General features: G+C 76.0%; 18 protein-coding genes. 10 read left to right on the forward strand and 8 right to left on the reverse strand.

Going from position 1 to position 21,083, the window contains the following annotated elements:
* Positions 1 to 49: 49 nt before the first annotated feature.
* Positions 50 to 2,107 carry a beta-galactosidase gene (locus tag ACWPWW_RS07540; RefSeq protein ID WP_454049703.1) on the forward strand — a complete coding sequence of 686 codons (2,058 nt, stop codon included), beginning with the start codon at positions 50 to 52 and terminating at the stop codon, positions 2,105 to 2,107.
* On the opposite strand, the gene ACWPWW_RS07545 is transcribed toward ACWPWW_RS07540, so the two are convergent.
* The 4 genes from ACWPWW_RS07545 to ACWPWW_RS07560 form a co-directional block, all read right to left on the reverse strand.
* A complete protein-coding gene (locus tag ACWPWW_RS07545; protein ID WP_454049704.1) occupies positions 2,108 to 2,650 on the reverse strand; it encodes a hypothetical protein in 543 nt (180 codons plus the stop codon).
* A 158-nt stretch (positions 2,651 to 2,808) separates the two neighbouring features.
* On the reverse strand, positions 2,809 to 4,245 hold the full coding sequence (locus ACWPWW_RS07550; RefSeq protein WP_454049705.1) for a hypothetical protein: 1,437 nt from the start codon (positions 4,243 to 4,245) through the stop codon (positions 2,809 to 2,811).
* Positions 4,246 to 4,363: 118 nt separating this feature from the next.
* Entirely contained in the window at positions 4,364 to 4,945 is a 582-nt protein-coding gene (locus tag ACWPWW_RS07555) for an RNA polymerase sigma factor (protein ID WP_454049706.1), read from the reverse strand.
* Between the two features lie 105 nt (positions 4,946 to 5,050).
* Positions 5,051 to 5,677, reverse strand: a complete 627-nt coding sequence (locus ACWPWW_RS07560) for a nucleotidyltransferase family protein (protein WP_454049707.1) — start codon at positions 5,675 to 5,677, stop codon at positions 5,051 to 5,053.
* A gap of 47 nt (positions 5,678 to 5,724) precedes the next feature.
* Between ACWPWW_RS07560 and ACWPWW_RS07565 the strand changes: the two genes are divergently transcribed.
* A complete protein-coding gene (locus ACWPWW_RS07565) occupies positions 5,725 to 6,522 on the forward strand; it encodes an endonuclease/exonuclease/phosphatase family protein (RefSeq protein ID WP_454049708.1) in 798 nt (265 codons plus the stop codon).
* Positions 6,523 to 6,557: 35 nt separating this feature from the next.
* Here the strand turns inward: ACWPWW_RS07565 and ACWPWW_RS07570 are convergent, their stop codons facing one another.
* Positions 6,558 to 7,004 (reverse strand): ATP-binding protein, encoded by a 447-nt coding sequence (locus tag ACWPWW_RS07570; RefSeq protein ID WP_454049709.1) that lies wholly within the window; start codon positions 7,002 to 7,004, stop codon positions 6,558 to 6,560.
* A gap of 182 nt (positions 7,005 to 7,186) precedes the next feature.
* Between ACWPWW_RS07570 and ACWPWW_RS07575 the strand changes: the two genes are divergently transcribed.
* Both ACWPWW_RS07575 and ACWPWW_RS07580 read left to right on the forward strand, forming a co-directional pair.
* Positions 7,187 to 8,632 (forward strand): DHA2 family efflux MFS transporter permease subunit, encoded by a 1,446-nt coding sequence (locus ACWPWW_RS07575; protein ID WP_454049710.1) that lies wholly within the window; start codon positions 7,187 to 7,189, stop codon positions 8,630 to 8,632.
* 32 nt (positions 8,633 to 8,664) lie between these two features.
* Positions 8,665 to 8,913: a hypothetical protein gene (locus ACWPWW_RS07580; RefSeq protein WP_454049711.1), complete on the forward strand. Its 249-nt coding sequence runs from the start codon at positions 8,665 to 8,667 to the stop codon at positions 8,911 to 8,913.
* 26 nt (positions 8,914 to 8,939) lie between these two features.
* Here ACWPWW_RS07580 and ACWPWW_RS07585 read toward each other — a convergent pair whose 3' ends face one another.
* Positions 8,940 to 9,305: a PspC domain-containing protein gene (locus tag ACWPWW_RS07585; RefSeq protein WP_454049712.1), complete on the reverse strand. Its 366-nt coding sequence runs from the start codon at positions 9,303 to 9,305 to the stop codon at positions 8,940 to 8,942.
* Positions 9,306 to 9,435: 130 nt separating this feature from the next.
* On the reverse strand, positions 9,436 to 10,140 hold the full coding sequence (locus tag ACWPWW_RS07590; protein ID WP_454049713.1) for an HAD-IA family hydrolase: 705 nt from the start codon (positions 10,138 to 10,140) through the stop codon (positions 9,436 to 9,438).
* A 391-nt stretch (positions 10,141 to 10,531) separates the two neighbouring features.
* Here ACWPWW_RS07590 and ACWPWW_RS07595 point away from each other — a divergent pair, with 391 nt between their 5' ends.
* From ACWPWW_RS07595 to ACWPWW_RS07615, 5 genes are all read left to right on the forward strand, one after another.
* Positions 10,532 to 12,457, forward strand: a complete 1,926-nt coding sequence (locus ACWPWW_RS07595) for an ATP-binding protein (RefSeq protein ID WP_454049714.1) — start codon at positions 10,532 to 10,534, stop codon at positions 12,455 to 12,457.
* Between the two features lie 135 nt (positions 12,458 to 12,592).
* A complete protein-coding gene (locus ACWPWW_RS07600; protein ID WP_454049715.1) occupies positions 12,593 to 12,763 on the forward strand; it encodes a hypothetical protein in 171 nt (56 codons plus the stop codon).
* Between the two features lie 261 nt (positions 12,764 to 13,024).
* Complete coding sequence (locus ACWPWW_RS07605) at positions 13,025 to 13,477, forward strand: helix-turn-helix domain-containing protein (RefSeq protein WP_454049716.1); 453 nt, start codon at positions 13,025 to 13,027, stop codon at positions 13,475 to 13,477.
* Between the two features lie 178 nt (positions 13,478 to 13,655).
* The gene (locus tag ACWPWW_RS07610; RefSeq protein ID WP_454049717.1) at positions 13,656 to 14,345 is read left to right on the forward strand and encodes an alpha/beta fold hydrolase; all 690 of its coding nucleotides are present in this window, start codon (positions 13,656 to 13,658) and stop codon (positions 14,343 to 14,345) included.
* Between the two features lie 127 nt (positions 14,346 to 14,472).
* Positions 14,473 to 15,681: a cobalamin-independent methionine synthase II family protein gene (locus tag ACWPWW_RS07615; RefSeq protein WP_454049718.1), complete on the forward strand. Its 1,209-nt coding sequence runs from the start codon at positions 14,473 to 14,475 to the stop codon at positions 15,679 to 15,681.
* 136 nt (positions 15,682 to 15,817) lie between these two features.
* On the opposite strand, the gene ACWPWW_RS07620 is transcribed toward ACWPWW_RS07615, so the two are convergent.
* Positions 15,818 to 18,493, reverse strand: a complete 2,676-nt coding sequence (locus tag ACWPWW_RS07620; protein ID WP_454049719.1) for a phosphoenolpyruvate carboxylase — start codon at positions 18,491 to 18,493, stop codon at positions 15,818 to 15,820.
* Positions 18,494 to 18,701: 208 nt separating this feature from the next.
* Between ACWPWW_RS07620 and tkt the strand changes: the two genes are divergently transcribed.
* Positions 18,702 to 20,867 (forward strand): transketolase, encoded by a 2,166-nt coding sequence (gene tkt, locus ACWPWW_RS07625; protein ID WP_454049720.1) that lies wholly within the window; start codon positions 18,702 to 18,704, stop codon positions 20,865 to 20,867.
* The last annotated feature ends 216 nt before the right edge of the window (positions 20,868 to 21,083 follow it).

The raw sequence follows: 21,083 nt of genomic DNA on the forward strand, positions 1-21,083 counted from the left end.
GACCGTGCTCAGCCCTACCGCCGCAACGCAGCGCCGCCCGAGGAGAACCATGACGCCCCAGCCCACGCCTGCCCGCCCCGCCACCTCGTGGGACCTGGGCCTGGACGGCATCGCCTACGGCGGCGACTACAACCCGGAGCAGTGGCCGGAGGAGGTCTGGGCCGAGGACGTCCGCCTGATGCGCGAGGCCGGGGTGAACCTGGTCAGCGTCGGCATCTTCTCCTGGGCGCTGCTGGAGCCCGAGGAGGGCGTCTTCGACTTCGGCTGGCTCGACCGCGTGATCGACCTGCTGCACGCGAACGGCATCCGGGTGGACCTGGGCACCCCGACCGCGTCGCCGCCCGCCTGGTTCTTCGCGGCCTACCCGCACACCCGGGTCGTCGACCGCTCCGGCACGGTGCTCGGCTTCGGCTCCCGGGGCATGGCGGGCCCCTCCTCCCCGGAGTACCGCACGGCCGCCGTCCGGATCACCACCGAGCTCGCCCAGCGGTACGGCTCGCACCCGGCCGTCGTGCTGTGGCACGTGCACAACGAGTACGGCGCCCCCGTGTCCGACGACTACTCCGAGGCCTCCGCGGCCGCGTTCCGGATGTGGCTGCAGGACCGCTACGGCACGCTCGACGCCCTCAACGACGCGTGGGGCACCGCGTTCTGGGGCCAGCGGTACGGCCGGTGGGAGCACGTCGACGCCCCGCGGCTCACGCCGTCCGTGACCAACCCGGCGCAGCGGCTCGACTTCGCGCGGTTCACCGACCACGCGCTGCGGCAGTGCTTCATCGCCGAGCGGGACGCCATCCGCGCCCACTCGACGCTGCCCGTCACCACCAACTTCATGGCCGCCGAGTGCCCCGCCGTCGACCTGTGGAAGTGGGCCGACGAGGTCGACATCGTCTCGAACGACCACTACCTCACGGCCGAGGACCACCGCAGCCACGTGGGCCTCGCGCTCGCCGCCGACCTCACCCGCTCGGTCGCCCGCGGCAAGCCGTGGCTGCTGATGGAGCACTCCACGTCGGCCGTGAACTGGCAGCCGCGCAACCTCGCGAAGCGCCCGGGCGAGATGGCCCGCAACTCGCTGACCCACCTCGGCCGCGGCGCCGACGGCATCCTGTTCTTCCAGTGGCGGGCCGGCCGCCGCGGGGCGGAGAAGTTCCACTCCGCGATGCTGCCGCACGCCGGCACCGGGTCCCGGGTTTTCCGCGAGGTGGTCGCGCTCGGTGCCGACCTGCAGAAGCTGGCGCCGGTGCGCGGCTCCGAGGTCCGCGCGGACGTCGCGCTGCTGTGGGACTGGGAGTCGTTCTGGGCGCAGGACCTGGAGTGGCGGCCGTCGGTCGACCTCGGCCACCGGGAGCGCGTCCGGGCCTACTACGACCGGCTCTGGCAGGACGGCCTGACCGTCGACTTCGCGCACCCCGAGGACGACCTGTCCGGGTACCGGCTCGTCGTCGCCCCGGCGTCGTACCTGCTGACGGCGACGGCCGGGGAGAACCTCGACCGCTACGTCGCGGCCGGCGGCACGCTCGTCGTGTCCTGCTTCTCCGGCGTGGTGGACCGCGACGACGACGTGCCCGCCGGCGGCTTCGGCGCGCACCTGCGGGCCGCCCTCGGGATGGCCGTCGAGGAGCACGCCCCGCTGCGCGCCGGCGAGGCCGTCGAGCTCGCGTGGACCGGGCCGCTCGCCGGCACCGACGCCGTGCCCGGCCGGGTGTGGACCGAGGACCTGGTGCTCGACGGCGCCGAGGTGGTCGCCACCTACGCCGACGGCCCGCTGCCCGGCGGCGCCGCCGTCACCCGGCACGCGCACGGCGCCGGCACCGGCTGGTACGTGTCGACCTGCCCGGACGTCGACGGCCTGGTGCCGCTGCTGTCCGCGGTCTACGCCGACGCGGGGCTCGCGCCCTCGGGACTGCCCGCTGAGCTGGAGGTCGTCCGCCGGCACGGGGCCGACGCCGACTACGTCGTCGCGGTCAACCACGGCGCCGAGGCGGCCGAGCTGCCCGCCACCGGGACCGACCTGCTCACCGGCGAGGCCTTCACCGGCACCGCGAAGGTGCCCGGGGGTCAGGTGCGGGTGATCGAGGTGGCGCCCGATCGGCCCGCCCGCTGATCAACCCCGGCGGCTGGCCAGCGTCGCGAGCGTGATCGCGACCGCGTCCTCCGCGAACGCCCCGCGGAAGTCCGGACCGCGCTGCGCGGCCCACGCCCGCCAGGCGGCGCCGCCCCACGTGCCGGCGGCGGAGAACAGCGCCGCCGTGGCCGCGGGCACGACGACGTTGCGGCCGCGCTGCCGGGCGAGCATCGCACCGCCCAGCGCGGCAGCCACGGCACGGCTCTGCGGTCCGGGCGGCTCGAGGCGGCTGGGCGTGCTCGGCAGCTTGTCGCCGGTCAGCTCCGCGAGGATGCCGAGGCGGGCGCCGAGCCGGGCGACGGTGCCGCTGCCCGGGTCGGCCAGCGTCGGGGCCGCGAGCGCCAGCGAGGCGCGGCTGCCCGCGGCGACGCCCAGCACCGCGGAGCGCACGCACAGCCCCAGGCGGCTCCCGGTCGCCGCGCGGCGTGCGCGCGGCTTCCTGCCGGTCGTCCGGTGCACCGGGAGCGCGATCGTCGGGTCGATCGCGGTGGTGCGGGAGCGGTGGTCGTGTCGTCGGCCCATCTCCCGACCGTGGCGCGTCCCGGCGCGGTCGGCAACCCGGGGCGGGCGCCGGACGTGCCGCGGGCGGGGAGCCGTCCCTCCGACGACTCCCCGCCCGCCCGGGCACGTGTGCCCCCGCTGCGCGCCGGCCACCCCTCCGCGGCCGGGCGCGTGGTCCCTCAGCCGGCGAAGTCCAGCGAGTCGTCCGCGACGGCGATGACGCTCCACGTGGAGCCCGCGTCGTCGGTGAGCTCGTAGGCCGGCACCAGCAGCGCGGCACCGTCCGCCTGGAACACCTGGCTGAGACCGAGGCGGGCGCCCGTGATCGTCACCTGCTGCACCGGCCAGGAGATGGCCGATCCCGGCTGCGCGGTGGGCGGGACGGTCGGGTCCGCCGGCTCGGGTGCCGGCAGCTGCTCCGCGGTCGTCGCGTCGGTGACGGCGCCCGCACGCGCCAGCGGCATGACGCCGCCATACCCGGAGCCGAACCGCGGGTCGTCCAGCCGGTCGACGGCGGTCGCCGCGCCGACGACCGGGTACTCCCCCAGCCCGACCAGCGGGGCCAGCGAGCCGTAGAGGTTCTGCACGCCGTCCTCGACCAGGGTGACGTTCCACGTGACGCCGGTCTGCTGCCCGTCGAGCACCTGGTAGGCCAGGACCGTCGACGCGCGGGTGTCCGCCGGCTCGCCGTTGTCGGCGACCTCGTACTGGAAGCCCTCGGGGTCGACACCGAGCGCGGCCAGCAGGTCCCGGACCTGGGCGACGGCGGCGTCGCCGGTCGGAGCCACGCCGGCGGTGTCGCACGCCGGGGTCGTGACCGACGGCAGCGCGGGGTCCACCAGCCGGGGGTCGATGGTCGGCTCGAGCGTCGCTGCGTCCGGCTGGTCCGGCTGGTCCGGCTGGTCCGGCTGGTCCGGCTGGTCCGGCGCCGACGCGACGCAGGCCCACGGGTCCCGAGCCGGGTCGTAGTAGCTGAGGCTCGCGGTGCCGTCGGGCTGCAGCGTGAGGTTCGGCCCCGAGCCGTCCTGCGGGCCGACCGTCCACGCGCCGTACTGCTCCGCGGGCTCCCCCGCGACGCCGAGGACGCCGGCCACCCGCGCGGCCGTCTCCGCCGAGAACACGGACGCGGCGTCGAGGGCCCAGGCGCGCGCCGACCCGCCGTCGTCGGACAGCCCGGACGCGGTGAACTCCGCCCGTGCGCCGAACCCCGGGGCGATCCGCATGTCGGCGGCCGCGCTGTCCGCGGCCATCGCCTTGTCCTCGGCCGTGCCGGCGAGGCTGCCCGCGCCGCCCAGGCTGATCGGCGCGGCGGCGGTCACACCGTCGTCGCCCTGCCCGGAGGCCCCGATCGCGAACCCGCCGGCACCGGCGACCAGGGCGGCGCCGACGCCGACGGCCGCGACCTGCAGCCAGCGCGCGCGGGTCCGGCGGCGGGACGCCAGCGTCGCGACGCCGGCACCGTCGGCCGCGTCGTCGCCCGCCGCGCGGCGGGCGACCTCGGCGCGCAGGCCGGTGACGTCCAGGCGGGCGTCGGCGGCCGGGTCGGCGGCACGCAGGCAGGCGTAGGCCTCGTCGCCGGTCGCGTCGTCCGGGTGCTGCTCGCGGTTCTCGTCCACGGGGCCCTCCTCCAAGGTCCGTGCGCCGCCGGCCATCAGGTCCGGGGCGCGTCCACCCCGTCTGTGTGCCGACGCCGCGCACCCTTGCACCGACGGGGGACGCGACGTGAGTCGGCGGTCAGTCGGCGACCCACGCCTCGCGCAGCCGGGCCCGGGCCCGGGACAGCGCCGCGTCCGCCCCGCCGCGGGACACGCCGAGCACCAGCGCCAGGTCGTCCCCCGACAGGCCCTCCCACGCCGTCAGCAGCAGCACCTGCCGGTCACGGGCGCTGAGCCGCGCCAGCACCTCGCGGACGCGCTCGTCCCGCACCGCCTGCACCGCGGGGTCGGACGGGTCGGGCTCGTCGGGGACCTCGGCGACCGGCACCGGGCGACCCTTGCGCCGGTGGTTCGCCAGCACGTAGCCCGCCGTGCGGTAGAGCCACGCCAGCTCCATGCCGTCGGGCAGCTCCGAACGGCGCCGCCACGCGGTCGTCAGCACGTCGGCGGCCAGGTCCTCGGCGTCCGGTCCTGCGCCGCGGCGCAGGAGGTAGCGGTGGACCGCCACGGCGTGCCGCTGGAAGAGGTCGTCGAACCACGCCTCGTCCCGGGCGCCGACCGCACCCGCGGGCGCGTCGGCGGCGTCGGCCGGGTCGACCGGCCGCGCGACGGCGTCCGCGTCGGTGGTCGGCCCCGCCGCAGGTTCCTGACGGCTGTGCACGCGATCCCCTCGGGTCGGCGGCAGGCGCGGAGCAGCGCCTGTGCCTCTACTGTGTCGCGTCGGGGACCGTCCTTGCACCGACCCGCGAGGGGATCGCCGGATCCGTCAGCGGGGCTCGGGACCGACCGGCGAGATGCCCAGCTCGTGCACCAGCAGCAGGAAGGCCCTCCCGTACGGCGTCTCGGCCGTCTCGCGGCGCACCCGGTGCCAGTCGACCTGCTCCCGCAGGGCGCGGACCATCGCGATCATCCGCGTGAAGTCGCAGTAGTGCTCGCCCAGGACGCGCATCTTCGCCGAGATGATGTCGGTGGCGTCGAGCACGGGCATCCGGACCGCGAGCACCTCCATCGTGTCGCTGCGGTCGAGCATCTCGGCGCTGATCGGCTCCCCGACCATGCGGAAGAGGATGTCCACCATCGCGCCGTGGTGGAACGCCTTGAACAGCCAGTTCTCCGCGGGCTCGCGCACGTCCAGGCCCGCGGCCGCGAGCGCCTCCTGCGCCCGCGCGACCTCGGACTCCGGGATCGCGAAGTCCGCGTCGTGGTCGGGCTCGGGCGCACCGCGCGCCCACGCCGCGTACCCGCCGACCAACGCGAACGGCACGCCCGCCTCCTCCAGCGCCACCGCGGACATCCGCAGGGCGTCCTGCAGGGCGGTGCGCGGGTCGGGCGGGTCGGCGGCGCCCGGTCCGACAGCACCGCCGGCGGTGGTGGTCGCGGCTTCGGAGCTCATGCCACGGGAGTCTGCACGACGACGCGCGCTCCCGCAGGACGACCGCCATGATCGAGGACGTGCGACTCGCGAGCTTCAACATCCTGCACGGGCGCAGCCTGAGCGACGGCAAGGTGGACCTGGACCGGTTCGCCTCGGCCGTGCGCCTGCTCGACGCCGACGTCCTCGCCCTCCAGGAGGTCGACCGGGACCAGCCCCGGTCCCACCAGGCCGACCTGACCGCGGTCGCGGCCGCGGCGATGGGCGCGGAGCACCACCGGTTCGTCGCCACGCTGCACGGCCACCCCGGCACGTGGACGGCCGCCACCGGCGAGGACCAGCCGTCCATCGCCGCCTACGGCATCGCGCTGCTCAGCCGGTACCCGGTGTCCGCGTGGCGCGTCCTGACCCTCCCGACGCTGCGCCGGCGGGTGCCGATGATCCACCGGGGCAACCGGCGGCCGTCGCTCGTGCAGGACGAGCAGCGCGCGGCGCTGGCCGCCGTGGTCGAGACACCGGACGGCCCGGTCACCGTGGTCGCCACCCACCTGACGTTCATCACCGGCTGGAACGTGGTCCAGCTGCGGCACCTGGTGCGCGCCTGCCACGCCCTCCCCCGGCCGCTGGCGGTGACCGGCGACCTCAACCTCGAGGGCGCGACGCCGCAGCGCGTCACCGGCTGGCGCTCCGTCGGACGGGTCGACACCTTCCCCGTCGAGTTCCCGGAGCGGCAGATCGACCACGTGCTGCTGGACGGGGACGTCACGCCGTCGAGCGAGCCGATCGCGGTCGACACCGGGATGTCCGACCACCGCGCGCTGGTCGTGGACCTGGCGGTGGGAGCGGGGGCGCAGCGCGAGGTCTGACCGCCGCGCTGGACCAGACGGCGACGCGCGACGGCTCAGTCGGCCTCGGGGTCGACGAGGAACCAGACGGTCTTGCCGTCGTCGCCGTGCTCGTCCACGCCCCACGTGCGGGACAGCGCCTCGACCAGCGCCATGCCGCGGCCGCTGACGGCGGTCGGGGCCGGGTGCTGCACCTGGGGCCGTGCCGAGCTCTCGTCCGTGACGGACACGCGCACGCCGCGGTGGTCGATGCGCACCGCGACCCGGACGCGGCCGTGCTCGGGCCCGTGCACGACGGCGTTGGCCACGACCTCACCGGTCAGCAGCTCGATGACCTGGTTCGCGGACCCGGACACGCCGGACGCGGCGACCCGGTGCATGATCCAGTGCCGCGCCGCGCGGGGGGCCGACCGGCGTGCGTCCAGGACGAGCTCGTCGTGCTCCGCGCGCGCGTCAGCGCGCCTCGCACCCGGTGCCGAACGAAGGTCCCTGACATCACCCACCCCGCTACTGTGCCCGACGCGGCGCGGGTCCGCCGCGCGAACGACACGACAGGCGGGCGTGTCGCGGTGGCGTCGCGGGGACCGGGAGGGTTCCCGGGACCCGGCCGCGGCCGTATCGTCGCAGGGCACGGCACCGTCCGGACCGGGGGCGGACCGCCGTCCCGAGCCGATCCGGAGGCCCCATGCCCGCCGCCGGAGGAGCCGCGCCGTCCGCCCTGGTGCTGCGGTCCACCGCGGGTCGCGGGACGCTGCTGGCGACGGTGCTCGGCTCGGCGCTGGTGTTCCTCGACGGCACCGTCGTGGGGATCGCGCTGCCGGCCATCGCCGAGGACCTGGGCGCCACCAGCTCGGGGCTGCAGTGGACCGTCAACGGGTACGCGCTGACGCTCGCGGCGCTGCTGCTGCTGGGCGGCTCGCTGGGCGACCGGTTCGGCCGGCGCCGGGTGTTCCTCATCGGGACCGTAGCGTTCGCGGCGGCGTCGGTGCTCTGCGCGGTGGCCCCCACGATCGGGCTGCTCGTCGCGGCCCGCGCGCTGCAGGGCGTCGGCGGCGCGCTGCTGACCCCCGGTTCGCTGGCGATCCTGCAGGCGTCGTTCACCGCGGGCGACCGGGCCCGGGCGATCGGCGCGTGGTCGGGCCTGGGCGGCGCGGTCGGCGCGGTGGCGCCGTTCCTCGGCGGCTGGATCGTCGAGCAGGCGGGCTGGCGGTGGGTGTTCGGCATCAACATCCCGCTGGCGGCGCTGGTCGTCGTCGTGGCGCTGCGCTGGGTGCCGGAGTCGGCCGACCCGCAGGCGTCGGACCGCCTGGACGTGCTCGGCACGGCGCTGGCCGCGATCGGGCTGGGGACGCTGACCTGGGCGCTCACGGCCTGGTCCGAGGAGGGCGCGCTCACCGCGCCGGTGGCCGGCATCGGCGTCGTCGGGCTCGCCGCCCTGGCCGCGTTCGTCGTGGCGGAGGCGCGCTCGGACCACCCCGCGCTCCCGCTCGGCCTGTTCCGGTGGCGCCCGTTCGCTGCCGTGAACCTCGCGACGCTGCTCGTCTACGCGGCGCTGACCGGGATCTTCTTCTTCCTGCCGGTGACGCTCCAGGTGGTGACCGGCTGGTCGCCGCTGGCGGCCGGCGTCGCGTCGCTCCCCGTGACGCTCCTGATGCTGCTGCTGTCGGCGCGCGGGGGCGCCCTCGGCGCGCGGATCGGCCCCCGGATCCCGATGACCGTCGGACCGCTGCTCGCGGGCGCGGGCGCGGTGCTGCTGGCGGGGATCGGCCCGGACGCCGACTACGTGCCCGACGTGCTCCCGGGCGTCCTCGCGGTCGGGGCCGGCCTGGTGCTGACCGTCGCGCCGCTGACCGCGACGGCGCTGGCCGCGGCACCGGACCACCTGGCCGGGGTCGCGTCGGCGACCAACAACGCGGTCGCCCGGGTGGCGGGCCTGCTGGCCGTGGCGGTGCTGCCGCTGGTCGCCGGGGTCGGCGCCGGGCTGTCCGACCCCGACGTGCTGGCCGACGCGCACCCGCAGGCGATGCTCGCGTGCGCGGGGCTGATGGCCGCGGGAGCGGTGGTGTCGGCGATCGCCGTCCCCTCGTCGGCGGCGGCCGTGGTCCCGCCCGCCGAGGTGGTGGACCGCTAGGGCGTGTCGGAGGTGTGCGGCAGCATGGCGGGATGCCCGACTACGTCGCCCACCTGACCGTCCCCGACGTCCCCGACGACGAGACCCGCGCCGGCATGGGCGACGCCCTCGGCGCGCTGCGGGACGACGCGGCGCCCGGGTTCGTCGGGCCGGCGCCGGTGACGTTCGACCTGCGCGGCGAGGCCCCGGACCTGGAGACCGCCGTCCGTGCGGCGCACACCCACGCGGCCGAGATCCTGGACGACCTCGCGTTCGAGATCACGGTCGACGTCCTGGGCTGACGCCCGCGGACCGCGCGCGTCGACGCTCAGCGCGTCGGGTCGACCGTGTCCTGCGGGCCCTGCGGGTCGGCAGGGCGCGCGCCGTACGGCGGCTCCGGGTACGGCTGCTGCGGGTAGGGCCGCTGCCCGGCGGTCGGGAACGCGGCCGCGTACGCCGAGGGCCCGTGCACCCGTGCCACCCAGTCCTCGCTCGGCATGAAGATCCACAGCAGCGGGTAGATCAGCAGCGGGCTGCCGGGCAGCACGATCAGCACGATGACGAGCAGCCAGCGCATCGGCCACGCGTCCATGCCGAACCGGCGCGCCAGCCCGGCGCAGACGCCGCCCAGGACGCGGCCGTCCAGCGGCCGGACCAGGCCGGTGCGCCACAGGGACTCGTAGATGCCGGTCATGGTGGGTCTCTCCTGTTCGGGGTGGGGCTGCCGCGGCTGCGACACCCCCTACGGTGCCGAACGTCCTCGCCGGGCACATCCGGGACGGACCCTGGGGCGACCCTGACGAGCACCCTGACCCGGACGGCGCTCAGGCGGGCCGCACCCGGACGCCGTCCGCGCCGACGACGAACCGGACCTGCGCCAGGTCGTCGACCACCAGGTCCGCGTCACCGCCGGGGCCCTCGGGGTGCGTGGTGCGCAGGCCCAGGGTGGCGGCGCCCGCCGCGCGGCCGGACAGCACGCCGGACGCGGCGTCCTCGACCACGAGGCACCGCCGCACGTCGACGCCGAGCCGCTCCGCACCGAGCCGGTACGGCTCCGGGGCCGGCTTGCCCCGGTGCACGTCGTCGGCGGTGACGGTCCGCGTCGGCGCGGTGAGCCGGACGGCGCCGAACCGCGCGGCGGCCAGGCGCGCGCCGCAGGACGTGACGACCGCGCACCGCCCGGCCGCGGCGAGCGCGGCCAGCGCCTCCGCGGCACCGGGCAGGACCTCGATGCCGTCGGTGTCCGCGATCTCGAGCTCGACCACCCGGTCCAGCGCGGCGGCGCGCACGGCGGGCTCCCGGTCGGCCAGCAGCTCGTCGAGGATCGCCCGCGCCGGGACGCCGTGGAACGCGAAGGGCGCGAGCTCGGCGGTCGGCATCGCGAACTCCTCCGCCAGCCGCAGCCAGCAGCGCTCCACCGACCGGGTGGACGAGATCAGCGTGCCGTCCATGTCGAGCAGGACGGCGTCGAACACCTCGTCCAGGACGTCACGGACGGCGGGCGGCTCGGGACGGGTCGCGGTCGGCATGCGCCCGAGCCTCGCACGGCCGCACAGGCTGCGGCACCTGACGGGCACCTCAGCACCACCTCAGGGGGACCTCAGCACCGCCTCAGGCGGCAGCCGCGCAGGACCAGGGCGCAGGACGGCCCGGTCGCCCGATCCGCCGGCCGGCGCCTCAGCGCGAGCGTAGGACGTGCCGGGAGACCGCCCGGCGCACGGGGAGGGGAATCGACATGGACACCATCTGGGGCCCGGCGCTCGACGCCGAGGTGGCCTACCGCCAGGAGGTCGTGCGCGCCGCGGTCCGCGGGTCGGACCTGGGGTGGCGCTGGCGGCGCCGCCGCCGGTGACCGCGGCGGATCTGGTGGCAGCAGAAGTCGCGCGACGCATGTGGGTGCCGGCTGCCACCATCGACCTCATGAGCCGGTCGGTGGGGCACGCGCCGTTCGTCGCGCGCGACGAGCAGGTGACCACGCTGCTCGCGGCCGTCGCACGGGCGGCCGCGGGCGAGCCCGGCCTGGTGCTGCTCGGCGCCGACGCCGGCGTCGGCAAGACGCGGCTGCTCACGCACGCCGCCCGGCTCGCGACCGAGCGCGGGGCCACGGTGGTGGTCAGCCACAGCATCGACCTGGGTGAGATCGGGCTGCCCTACCTGCCGTTCGCGGAGGCGCTGCACCAGCTGGTCGAGGCCGGCTGCCCCGGGGTCGCCGAGGTGGTCGCCGACCGTCCGGCGCTGCGCCGGCTGCTGCCGTCCTCGGCCGCGGGTCCGACCACGGGCGACGAGCAGGCCGAGCGGCTCCAGCTCTTCGACGGGGTCGCGTCCGTGCTGGCAGCGGCCGGCCGCCCCGACGCCCCGCTGGTCCTCGTCCTGGAGGACCTGCACTGGGCCGACGCGTCCAGCCGCGACCTGCTGCGGTTCCTGGTGGCGCGGCTCCGCACGGAGCCCGTGCTGCTGATCGGCTCCTACCGGGCGGACGACCTGCACCGCCGGCACCCGCTGCGTCCGGTCCTGGCCGAGCTGGGCCGCCACCCGCGGGTCGAGCGGATCGGCCTGCCCCCGTTCACCGCGGAGGAGCTGCGCTCGTTCACCACCGCGCTGGCCGGGCACCCGCTGCCCGAGGACGCGCTGCGCCGCATCCAGACCCGGTCCGAGGGCAACGCGTACTTCGCGGAGGAGCTGCTCGAGGCGCGCGGCGCCGGCACGGACCTGCCCGGGACGCTGGCCGACGTGCTGCGGGCCCGGCTCGAGCTGCTCGACCCCGAGGTGCAGCGGCTGGCCCGCGCGGCGTCGGCCGCCGGGCGCCGGGTCGACGAGCCGCTGCTGCGCGCGGTCGTGGCCGGGGCGGACGGCGACCCGGCGCGGCACGCCGCGTTCGACGCCGCGCTGCGGGACGCCGTCGCGCACCACGTGCTGGTCGGGGAGGACGGGCGGATCGCGTTCCGGCACGCGCTGCTCGCCGAGGCCGTGTACGCCGACCTGCTGCCCGGCGAGCAGGTCTCCCTGCACCGCGACTACCTGCTCGCCGCCGCGGCCGACCCCTCGCTGGCGACGTCGGCCGAGCGGGCGCACCACGCGCTGCTCTCGCACGACAACCGGCTCGCGCTGCTCGCCTCGCGGGACGCGGCGCGGGAGGCGGGACGGGTGCTGGCCCCCGCGGAGGAGCTCCGGCACCTGGAGACCGTGCTGCGGCTGTGGCCGGGCGTGCCCTCCGCGGCCGAGGACCTGGGCGAGGAGCGGGTCGACGTGCTGCTCGCCGCGGCGGCGGCCGGGGGCCGGGCCGGGCTGGGCGACCGGGCCGTCGCCATGGCGCGGGAGGCCGTCGCGGTCGTGGACGCGGGTGCCGACGACGCCGCCCCGCGCCGGGTCGCCACCCTGCGCACCACGCTGGCCCGGCACCTGCTCGGCGCCGAGCGCGTGGAGGAGGCGCTGCTCGAGACCGACCGCGCCCTCACGGCGCTCGCCGACCTCGCGGACCCTCACGGTGCGCCCGACGCCGACCGCGCCTGGGCGCTGGCCACGCACGCCCGCGCCGCCCTCAACTCGGACCTGGACGACCAGGCCGAGCTGTCCGCCGCCGCCGCCGTGGACGGCCCGCGCCGCGGGGGCGGTGGACGCCGAGGCCGACGCGCTGATCTCGCTCGCGGTGCTCGTCGTCGACGACCGCGACCGTGCCGCGGACCTGCTGACGGTGGCCCTCCACCGGGCCCGGGACGCGGGCGACGTCACGACCGAGCCTGCGCTGCACCTACAACCTGGCCGCGAACCGGTACTACGCGGGCCGGCTCGACGACGCGGCCGCCACCACGGCCGCGGGCCTCGAGCTCGCGGCGCGATCCGGCCTGACCTGGAGCGCGTACGGCGTCGAGCCTGCGGCTGTTCGCCGAGATCGTCCGGTACGCCCGCGGCGACCTGACCCCGCCCGCGCCCTCCGCCGACCCGGGTCCGCCGCGCGCGGCGTCGGCGGTCGACGGGGTGCAGATGTACGCAGCCGTGGCCCGCGGGGACGCCGACGCCGTGGACCGCGGCCTCGCGCTGCTGCACGGTCAGCACGGGGACACGATGATCACGCTCATCGCCGGGGGCTGCGCCGTCGACGCCCTCACCACGGCCGGCCGGCTCGACGAGGCCGTCGCGCTGGCGCACGCCTGATCGACGAGATCAGCCGCGTCTGGTCGGACTACTTCCTCGGCGGCATCTGGCTGTCCGCCCTGGGGATCGCCGCTCTCGCCGACCAGGCCGCGGCGGACCGGCTCGCCGGCCGCGACCCGGCGCCCCGGCTCGACACCGGAGCGCGCCTGCTGAACCGCGCGGTCGTCACCGCGGACCGGGGACGGCCACGTGGCGGGCGGCTGGGGCCGGAGGGGCGCGCCTGGCTCGCCCGCGCGCACGCCGAGCACGCCCGGCTGACCGGTGTCGCCGACCCCGACGCCTGGGAGCGCGCCGTCACCGAGCCTCGACTACGGCTACCGGTACGAGCTCGCGCGCGCCCGCTGGCGCTGGGCCGAGGCGCTGCTGGGCGCGGGTGACCGGGACGCCGCCCGCGAGCAGGCGGGCGTCGCGCTCGCCGTCGCGCGCGAGATCGGCGCCGTCCCGCTCGCCACGGCGGTCGCGGACCTCGCGCGCCGTGGGCGGCTGGAGGCGCCGGGCGTCGCCGTCTCCGGCACGGACGTCCTGACCGGCCGGGAGGCCGAGGTGCTGTCCCTCGTCGCCGAGGGACTCAGCAACCGGCAGATCGGCGAGCGCCTGTTCATCAGCGGCAAGACGGTGTCCGTGCACGTGTCGCGGGTGCTGGACAAGGCGGGCGCCGGCGGGCGGGCCGAGGCGGTCGCGATCGCGCACCGACGGGGCCTCATCGGGGTGTGACGGACGTCATACCAGCCGTGACCAGGACGGCTCCCCGACCACCCGGGTGAACCGCGCCGTACCCAGGCGCGGCCCAGGTTCCCCACCTATCCTCGAGGGCAGACAGCCGCGGTCCGGTCACCGCCGCGGCGCTCCCCGCCGGCCCGCCCCAGGCCGCGCCCCCTCCCCTGAAGGGCGCATGTCCGACTCCTCGCACCCGCACCCGATCGTCCTCGTGCACGGCACCCGCACCTCGTCGAAGATCTGGGACGAGCAGGTACGCGCCCTGACCGAGGGCGGCCACACCACCGTCGCCATCGACCTGCCCGGGCACGGCACCCGGGCCGACGAGCGGCTGACCTTCGCCGGCGGCCTCGCGGCCATCGACGACGCCGTGCGCGCCTGCCCCGCTCCCCCGCTGCTGGTCGGGCTGTCCCTCGGCGGGTACATGTCGCTCGCCTACGCCGCGCGCAACGAGCACCGCCTGGCCGGCGTCGTGCTCGCCGGCTGCTCGACCGACCTCAAGGGCAAGCCGCTGCACGCGTACCGCCGCGCGTCGCGCCGGGTCGTCGCCGCCCTCGGCCTGGGCGGCGGCACGTGGCACGTCGTCACGGACATGCTCGCCGCGCTGCACGGCTACACGCCGGTGCAGGACCTGCGCCGCCTGGGGCTGCCCGTGTGGCTGGTCAACGGCGCGCGCGACCCCCTGCGGTTCGGTGCCCGCCGCTACCTCGACGCCCATCCCGGCGCGCGGCAGTGGGTCGTGCCGAACGCCGGGCACGACGTGAACAGCCACGCGCCCGTGGCGTTCAACCGGATCCTGCAGCACGTGCTGCGCGACCTCGCGCACCCGACGCTGCCCGCCGCGCTGCGCAGCCGGCTCGGCTGACCCGGCTCCGCGGGCGCTGCACCGCCGCGCCGAGGACGCGCACGACCGCCGCGTGGGACGCCCCGGGCTCCCCGGTACCGCTGTGCCACGATGGACGGCGCACCTCAGCCCCGATCCGGGAGACCCGATGATCCGCAGCACCGACCACATCCTGACCAGCCACGCCGGCAGCCTGCCGCGGACGCCCGAGCTGATCGCGGCCAACGCCGCCCGCGAGGCCGGCGAGGACGCCACCGGGTACGCCGAGCTGCTCGCCGACGCGGTCACCGGCCTCGTCCGGCGCCAGGTCGACCTCGGGATCGACGTGCCGGGCGACGGCGAGTTCGGCAAGGCCATGAGCAGCGCCATCGACTACGGCGCCTGGTGGTCGTACTCGTTCCAGCGCCTCGGCGGCCTGGAGCTGCGCGACGGCGCGAGCTGGATCTTCAAGGACGTGCAGTCCGGCCCCGGCGACGTCCGGGTCACCGGCTTCGGCCGCCGCCGCGACCGCGCGGCCTTCGAGGAGGCCTACGCCGACCCGACCAGCGGCGTGTTCCACGGCGGCGACCCGAAGCCGTTCCCGACGGCCGTCGCCCCGGTGACGTACACCGGCCAGGAGGCCGTGGCCCAGGACGCGGCGAACCTGCGCGCCGCGCTCGACGCGACCGGCGCGCGCGAGGGCTTCATCACCTCGATCGCCCCGGGCAGCGCGGCCCGGATGGACAACGAGTTCTACGGCACCGACGAGGAGTACGTCTGGGCGCTCGCCGACGCGATGCGCGAGGAGTACGTCGCCATCATCGAGGCCGGCCTGGTGCTGCAGATCGACGACCCGTCGATGGCCGAGAACTGGGACCAGATCACTCCCGAGCCGTCCGTCGAGGACTACGTGAAGTTCACGGAGCTGCGTGTCGAGGCGCTGAACCACGCGCTGCGCGGCCTGCCCGAGGACCAGATCCGGTACCACCTGTGCTGGGGCTCGTGGCACGGCCCGCACACCACCGACCTGCCGATGGCGGACATCGTCCGCACGATGCTCAAGGTCAACGCCGGCGCGTACTCGTTCGAGGCCGCCAACGTGCGCCACGAGCACGAGTGGCGCGTCTGGGAGGACGTCGCCCTGCCCGAGGGCCGGCTGATCCTGCCGGGCGTCGTCAGCCACGCGACCAACGTCGTCGAGCACCCCGAGCTGGTCGCCGACCGCATCGAGCGGTTCGCGCGGCTGGTCGGCCGGGAGAACGTCGTCGCCGCGACCGACTGCGGCCTCGGCGGGCGGATCCACCAGCAGATCGCGTGGGCCAAGCTCGAGACCCTGGTCCAGGGCGCGGAGATCGCCACCAAGCGCCTCTGGGGCTGACGCCAGCGCCAGGTGGAGAGTCCTGCCCGACACGCGCGGCGTGTCCGGGCAGGACTCTCCACCAGGCGGCGTCCCGCGGGACACGTGGACGGCCCGGCACCCCGAGGGGTGCCGGGCCGTTCGCGTGCGCCTGGGCTCAGCCGGTGTTCTGGAGTCCGGCGGCGACGCCGTTGACGGTGAGCAGCAGCAGCCGCTTGTCGTCCTCGACGCCGTCGGGCGACTCGCCGGTCCGCAGCGCGCGCAGCGCCCGGATCTGCAGCAGCGACAGCGCGTCCACGTAGGGGCTGCGCAGCTGCACCGCGCGGCCGAGGATCCGGCGGCGGGACAGGATGCTCTCCGAGCCGGTGATCGCCAGCACCCAGCGCCGGGTGAGCGCCATCTCCTCGAGCACCAGCGCGGCGAGGTCGTCGCGGTCGCCCAGCGCCAGGTACCGCTCCGCGAGGCGCTCGTCCGTCTTGGCCAGCGACATCTCGACGTTGTCGATCATCGTGCTGAACAGCGGCCAGCCGGCGTACGCGGCCTGCAGCTCGGCGAGGTCGCCCACGGACTCCAGCGCGGTGCCGAGACCGAACCAGCCCGCGAGGTTGGTCCGGGCCTGCGACCACGAGAACACCCACGGGATCGCCCGGAGGTCGTCCAGCGACTCGACGGACAGGCCGCGGCGGGCGGGACGCGAGCCGATCGGCAGCAGCCCGATCTCCTCCAGCGGCGTCACCTGGGCGAACCACTGCGGGAAGCCCTCGGCGCGCACCAGCTCGTAGAACCGGGTGCGCGACGTCGAGTCCAGCTGCGCGGCCAGCGCGGCGAACCGCTCCGTGGCGTCGGCGTTGCGACGCTCCGTCGACGGCGCCCCGGCCAGCAGGGTCGCGGCGGCCACCTGCTCGATGTGCCGCGCCCCGATGATCGGGTTGCCGTACCGGGCGAAGATGACCTCGCCCTGCTCGGTGAGCTTGAACCTGCCGTCCACCGAGCCCGGGGGCTGGGCCAGCACCGCCCGGTTCGCGGGGCCGCCCCCACGGCCGAGCGCGCCGCCGCGACCGTGGAACAGCGTGAGGCGCAGGTCGTGCTTCTGGCCCCACTGCGCGATCCGGCTCTGCGCGACGTCCAGCGCGAGCGTCGCGGCCACCGGGCCGACGTCCTTGGACGAGTCCGAGTAGCCGAGCATGACCTCGACGTGCCGGCCGTTCTCGGCCAGCCGCGCCTGCACCGCGGGGAGCGTGAGCATCTCCTCGAGGATGTCGACGCTCGCCTCCAGGTCGGCGAAGGTCTCGAACAGCGGGACGGCGTCGATCACGGGCCGGGTCGCCGGGTCGGGGAACACGATCTCCGCCAGCCGGTAGACCGTGGCCAGGTGCTCGGGCGCCTGCGTGAAGGAGACGATGTACCGGCGCGCCGCGGCCACGCCGTAGCGGCGCTGCACCGCGCCGATCGCGCGGTAGGTGTCGACGACCTCGACCGTGCGCGGCTCGAGCTCGCCGTCGATGCCGTGGGCCTCGAGGTCGGCGAGCGCGGCGGCGTGCACCTGCGAGTGCTGGCGCACCTCGAGCTCGGCCAGGTGGAACCCGAAGGTCTGCACCTGCCAGATCAGCCGCTGCAGGTCCCCGTACCCGGCACGCGTCGCACCGGCCGCGACGAGCGACTGCTGCACGACGTCGAGCTCGGCCAGCAGCTCCTCGGGGCCGGCGTACGACAGGTCCGCGTCCCGGCGGCGGGTGGCCGCGATCCGCTCGGCGACCATCCGCAGCGCCCGGCGGTGCGGCTGGTGCCGGACCTCGTTCGCGGCCTTCGCGGCGGCGTCCTCCGACAGGTCGCGCTGCTGCTGCCACAGGGCGGTCAGCTCCGCGGACGCCGGGGTGCCCGAGTCGTCCAGGGTGAGCTTCGCGGAGATCTTCCGCGCGGACTCCTCGAGCGCCGTCAGCACGTGCTCGCTGGCCAGCGCGGCGGCGGCCCGCGTCACCTCGGCGGTGACGTTCGGGTTGCCGTCGCGGTCGCCGCCGATCCAGGAGCCGAGCCGCACGAACGGGCGCACCAGCGGCTCCTGGCGCCCGGCGCCCTCGGCGGAGAGCCAGTCGTCCAGCCGGCGGTACACGGTCGGGAACGTCTCGAACAGCGTGGTGTCGAAGACGTTCATCACGGTGCGGACCTCGTCCAGCACCGTGGGCTTCTGCGCGCGCAGCGGGGACGTCCGCCACAGGGTGTCGATCTCCTCCAGCACGCGGCGGTCGTTCTCCGCGCGGGAGGTCCCGCCCGCGGCCAGCGCGTCGCGCTCGGACAGCAGGTCGGAGATGCGCCGGATCGCCCGGGACACGGACCGGCGGCGGGCCTCGGTCGGGTGCGCCGTCAGGACGGGCCGGAACTCCATCGCCTGCAGCCGGCGCAGCGCCTCGTCCCGCCCGACCTCGTGGGCGAGGGCGTCGATCGCCGCGGGCAGCGAGTCGTCCTGCATCAGCTCACCGGCGGGCAGCTCCGCCTCGCGGGCGCGGAGCACCCGCACGCGGTGGTGCTCCTCCGCCAGGTTCGCGAGGTGGAAGTAGCAGGTGAACGCCCGCGCGACCTGCTGCGCCCGCTCGACCGTGAAGGAGGAGACGAGCTCCTCCGCCTCGGTCAGGGCGGCCAGGTCCTGGTCGTCGTGGGCGCGGATCGTGAGGGCGCGGACCCGCTCGACGTCGTCGAACAGGTCGTCGCCGCCGGACTCGCGGATGACTCGGCCGAGGAACTCGCCGAGCATCCGGACGTCGTTGCGCAACGGGTCGGGGACCTCGTGGCGCGCGAGACCGCGGCGGGCCTCGCGCGAGTGCTGGGGGTCGGTCACCGGTCAAGCCTAGGTCAACCGTCCGACGCCCGAGACGGTTGTCCGCCTGTCGGTTACCCGTTCCGCGCGACGGACGCCAGGGCCCTCTGTCCTGCAGGACGCGCGCGGGAGTCTAGGCTCGGTGGCAGTGCCCGCGGCCGCCCTGCGACCGGGCGGGCAGAACCCCCGATGATCCGGGCCGCCGAGGTCCGGGCGGAAATGAGGTGCGGTGAACGCGAAGGCTCCTGTGGCCCAGCAGGTCGGCTGGACCGAGCTCGACGTCAAGGCTGTCGACACGGTCCGTGTCCTGGCCGCGGACGCGGTCGAGAAGGTCGGCAACGGCCACCCCGGCACGGCGATCAGCCTGGCCCCGGCCGCGTACCTGCTCTACCAGAACGTGCTGCGGCACGACCCGGCGGACCCGCACTGGCTGGGCCGCGACCGCTTCATCCTGTCGGCGGGCCACTCCTCGCTGACCCAGTACATCCAGCTCTACCTGGCCGGCTTCGGCCTGGAGCTCGAGGACATCGAGGCGCTCCGGACCTGGGGCTCCAAGACCCCCGGCCACCCGGAGTACAAGCACACCAAGGGCGTCGAGATCACCACCGGCCCGCTCGGCCAGGGCATCTCCTCGGCCGTGGGCTTCGCGATGGCGGCCCGCCGCGAGCGCGGCCTGCTCGACCCCGAGGCGGCCCCGGGCACCAGCCCGTTCGACCACTTCGTCTACACGATCTGCTCCGACGGCGACCTGCAGGAGGGCGTCTCCTCCGAGGCCTCGTCCATCGCGGGCACGCAGAAGCTCGGCAACCTCATCGCGATCTGGGACGACAACCACATCTCGATCGAGGGCGACACCGAGATCGCGTTCACCGAGGACGTCGTCAAGCGCTACGAGGCCTACGGCTGGCACGTCCAGTTCGTCGACTGGACCGAGGGCGGCGAGTACACGGAGAACGTGGACGCGCTGCACGCCGCGATCGAGGCCGCCAAGGCCGTCACCGACCGCCCGTCGTTCATCGGCCTGCGGACGATCATCGCCTGGCCGTCGCCGACCAAGCAGAACACCCACGGCTCGCACGGCTCCAAGCTCGGCACCGACGAGGTCCGCGGGCTGAAGGAGACCCTGGGCTTCGACCCGGAGAAGTCCTTCGACGTCGACCCCGAGGTCATCGCGCACACGCGCAAGGCCCTCGAGCGCGGTGCCGCCGCCAAGGCCGAGTGGGCCAAGGGCTTCGACGCCTGGCGCGAGGCCAACCCGGAGCGCGCCGAGCTGCTCGAGCGCCTGCAGTCGGGCAAGCTCCCGGCCGGCTGGGCCGACGCGCTGCCGACGTTCCCCGCCGGCAAGGCCGTCGCCACCCGTGCCGCCTCCGGCGAGGTGCTCAACGCCCTCGCGCCGGTGCTGCCCGAGCTGTGGGGCGGCTCCGCCGACCTCGCCGGCTCGAACAACACCACGATGAAGGGCGAGCCGTCCTTCATCCCGGCCGAGCGCTCCACCCACGAGTTCGCGGGCAACGAGTACGGCCGCACGCTGCACTTCGGCATCCGCGAGCACGGCATGGGCGCGATCCTGTCGGGCATCACGCTGCACGGCCTGACCCGCGCGTACGGCGGCACGTTCTTCACGTTCTCCGACTACATGCGCGGCTCGGTCCGCCTCGCCTCGCTCATGGGCGTGCCGGCCATCTACGTGTGGACGCACGACTCCATCGGCCTCGGCGAGGACGGCCCGACGCACCAGCCGGTCGAGCACCTCACCGCCGTCCGCGCGATCCCCGGCCTCGCCGTGGTCCGCCCGGCCGACGCCAACGAGACCGCGCAGGCGTGGAAGGCGATCCTCGAGCGCACGGACGGCCCCGCCGCCCTGATCCTCACGCGCCAGAACGTCCCGACGTTCCCGCGCGGCGAGGAGGGCTTCGCGTCCGCCGACGGCGTCGCCCGCGGTGCGTACGTGCTGCTCGAGGCGTCCACCGGCACGCCGGAGGTCATCCTCATCGGCACCGGCTCCGAGGTGCAGCTGGCGGTCGCCGCCCGCGAGCAGCTCGAGGCCGCCGGCGTCCCCACCCGCGTGGTGTCCGCGCCGTCGCTGGAGTGGTTCGCCGAGCAGGACGAGGCGTACCGCGAGTCGGTGCTCCCGACCGCCGTGCGCGCCCGCGTGTCCGTCGAGGCCGGCATCGCGCTCTCCTGGTGGAAGATCCTCGGCGACGCCGGCCGCGCCGTCTCGCTCGAGCACTACGGCGCCTCCGCGGCGTACGAGACGCTCTACGAGGAGTTCGGCCTCACGGCGGACGCCGTCGTCGCCGCGGCTCGCGAGTCCATCGCGGCCGCCGCCGGCGACGCGGGCCCGAAGTCGGACGCCGACGCCCCGTCGACGAGCGGCACGGGCGACCAGCTCTGACCCAGCACGACCACGGCCGGGCCGCCCCTCCCTCCCGGGGGGCGACCCGGCCGTCCGCTTTTCCCGCCCGCACCCCCGCCGAGGCTGCAGGCTCTTGCGGGGTTCCGGACCCGCGAACCCCGCACCCGGCGCAGTCTCGACGGTGCAGGCGGCAGGGCGGGCGGGGGCGCGGGGGGCGGGGCGCGGGGGCGCGGGGGCAGGGCGGGCGGGGACCTT

It is taken from the genome of Cellulomonas sp. Marseille-Q8402, from assembly GCF_965119525.1.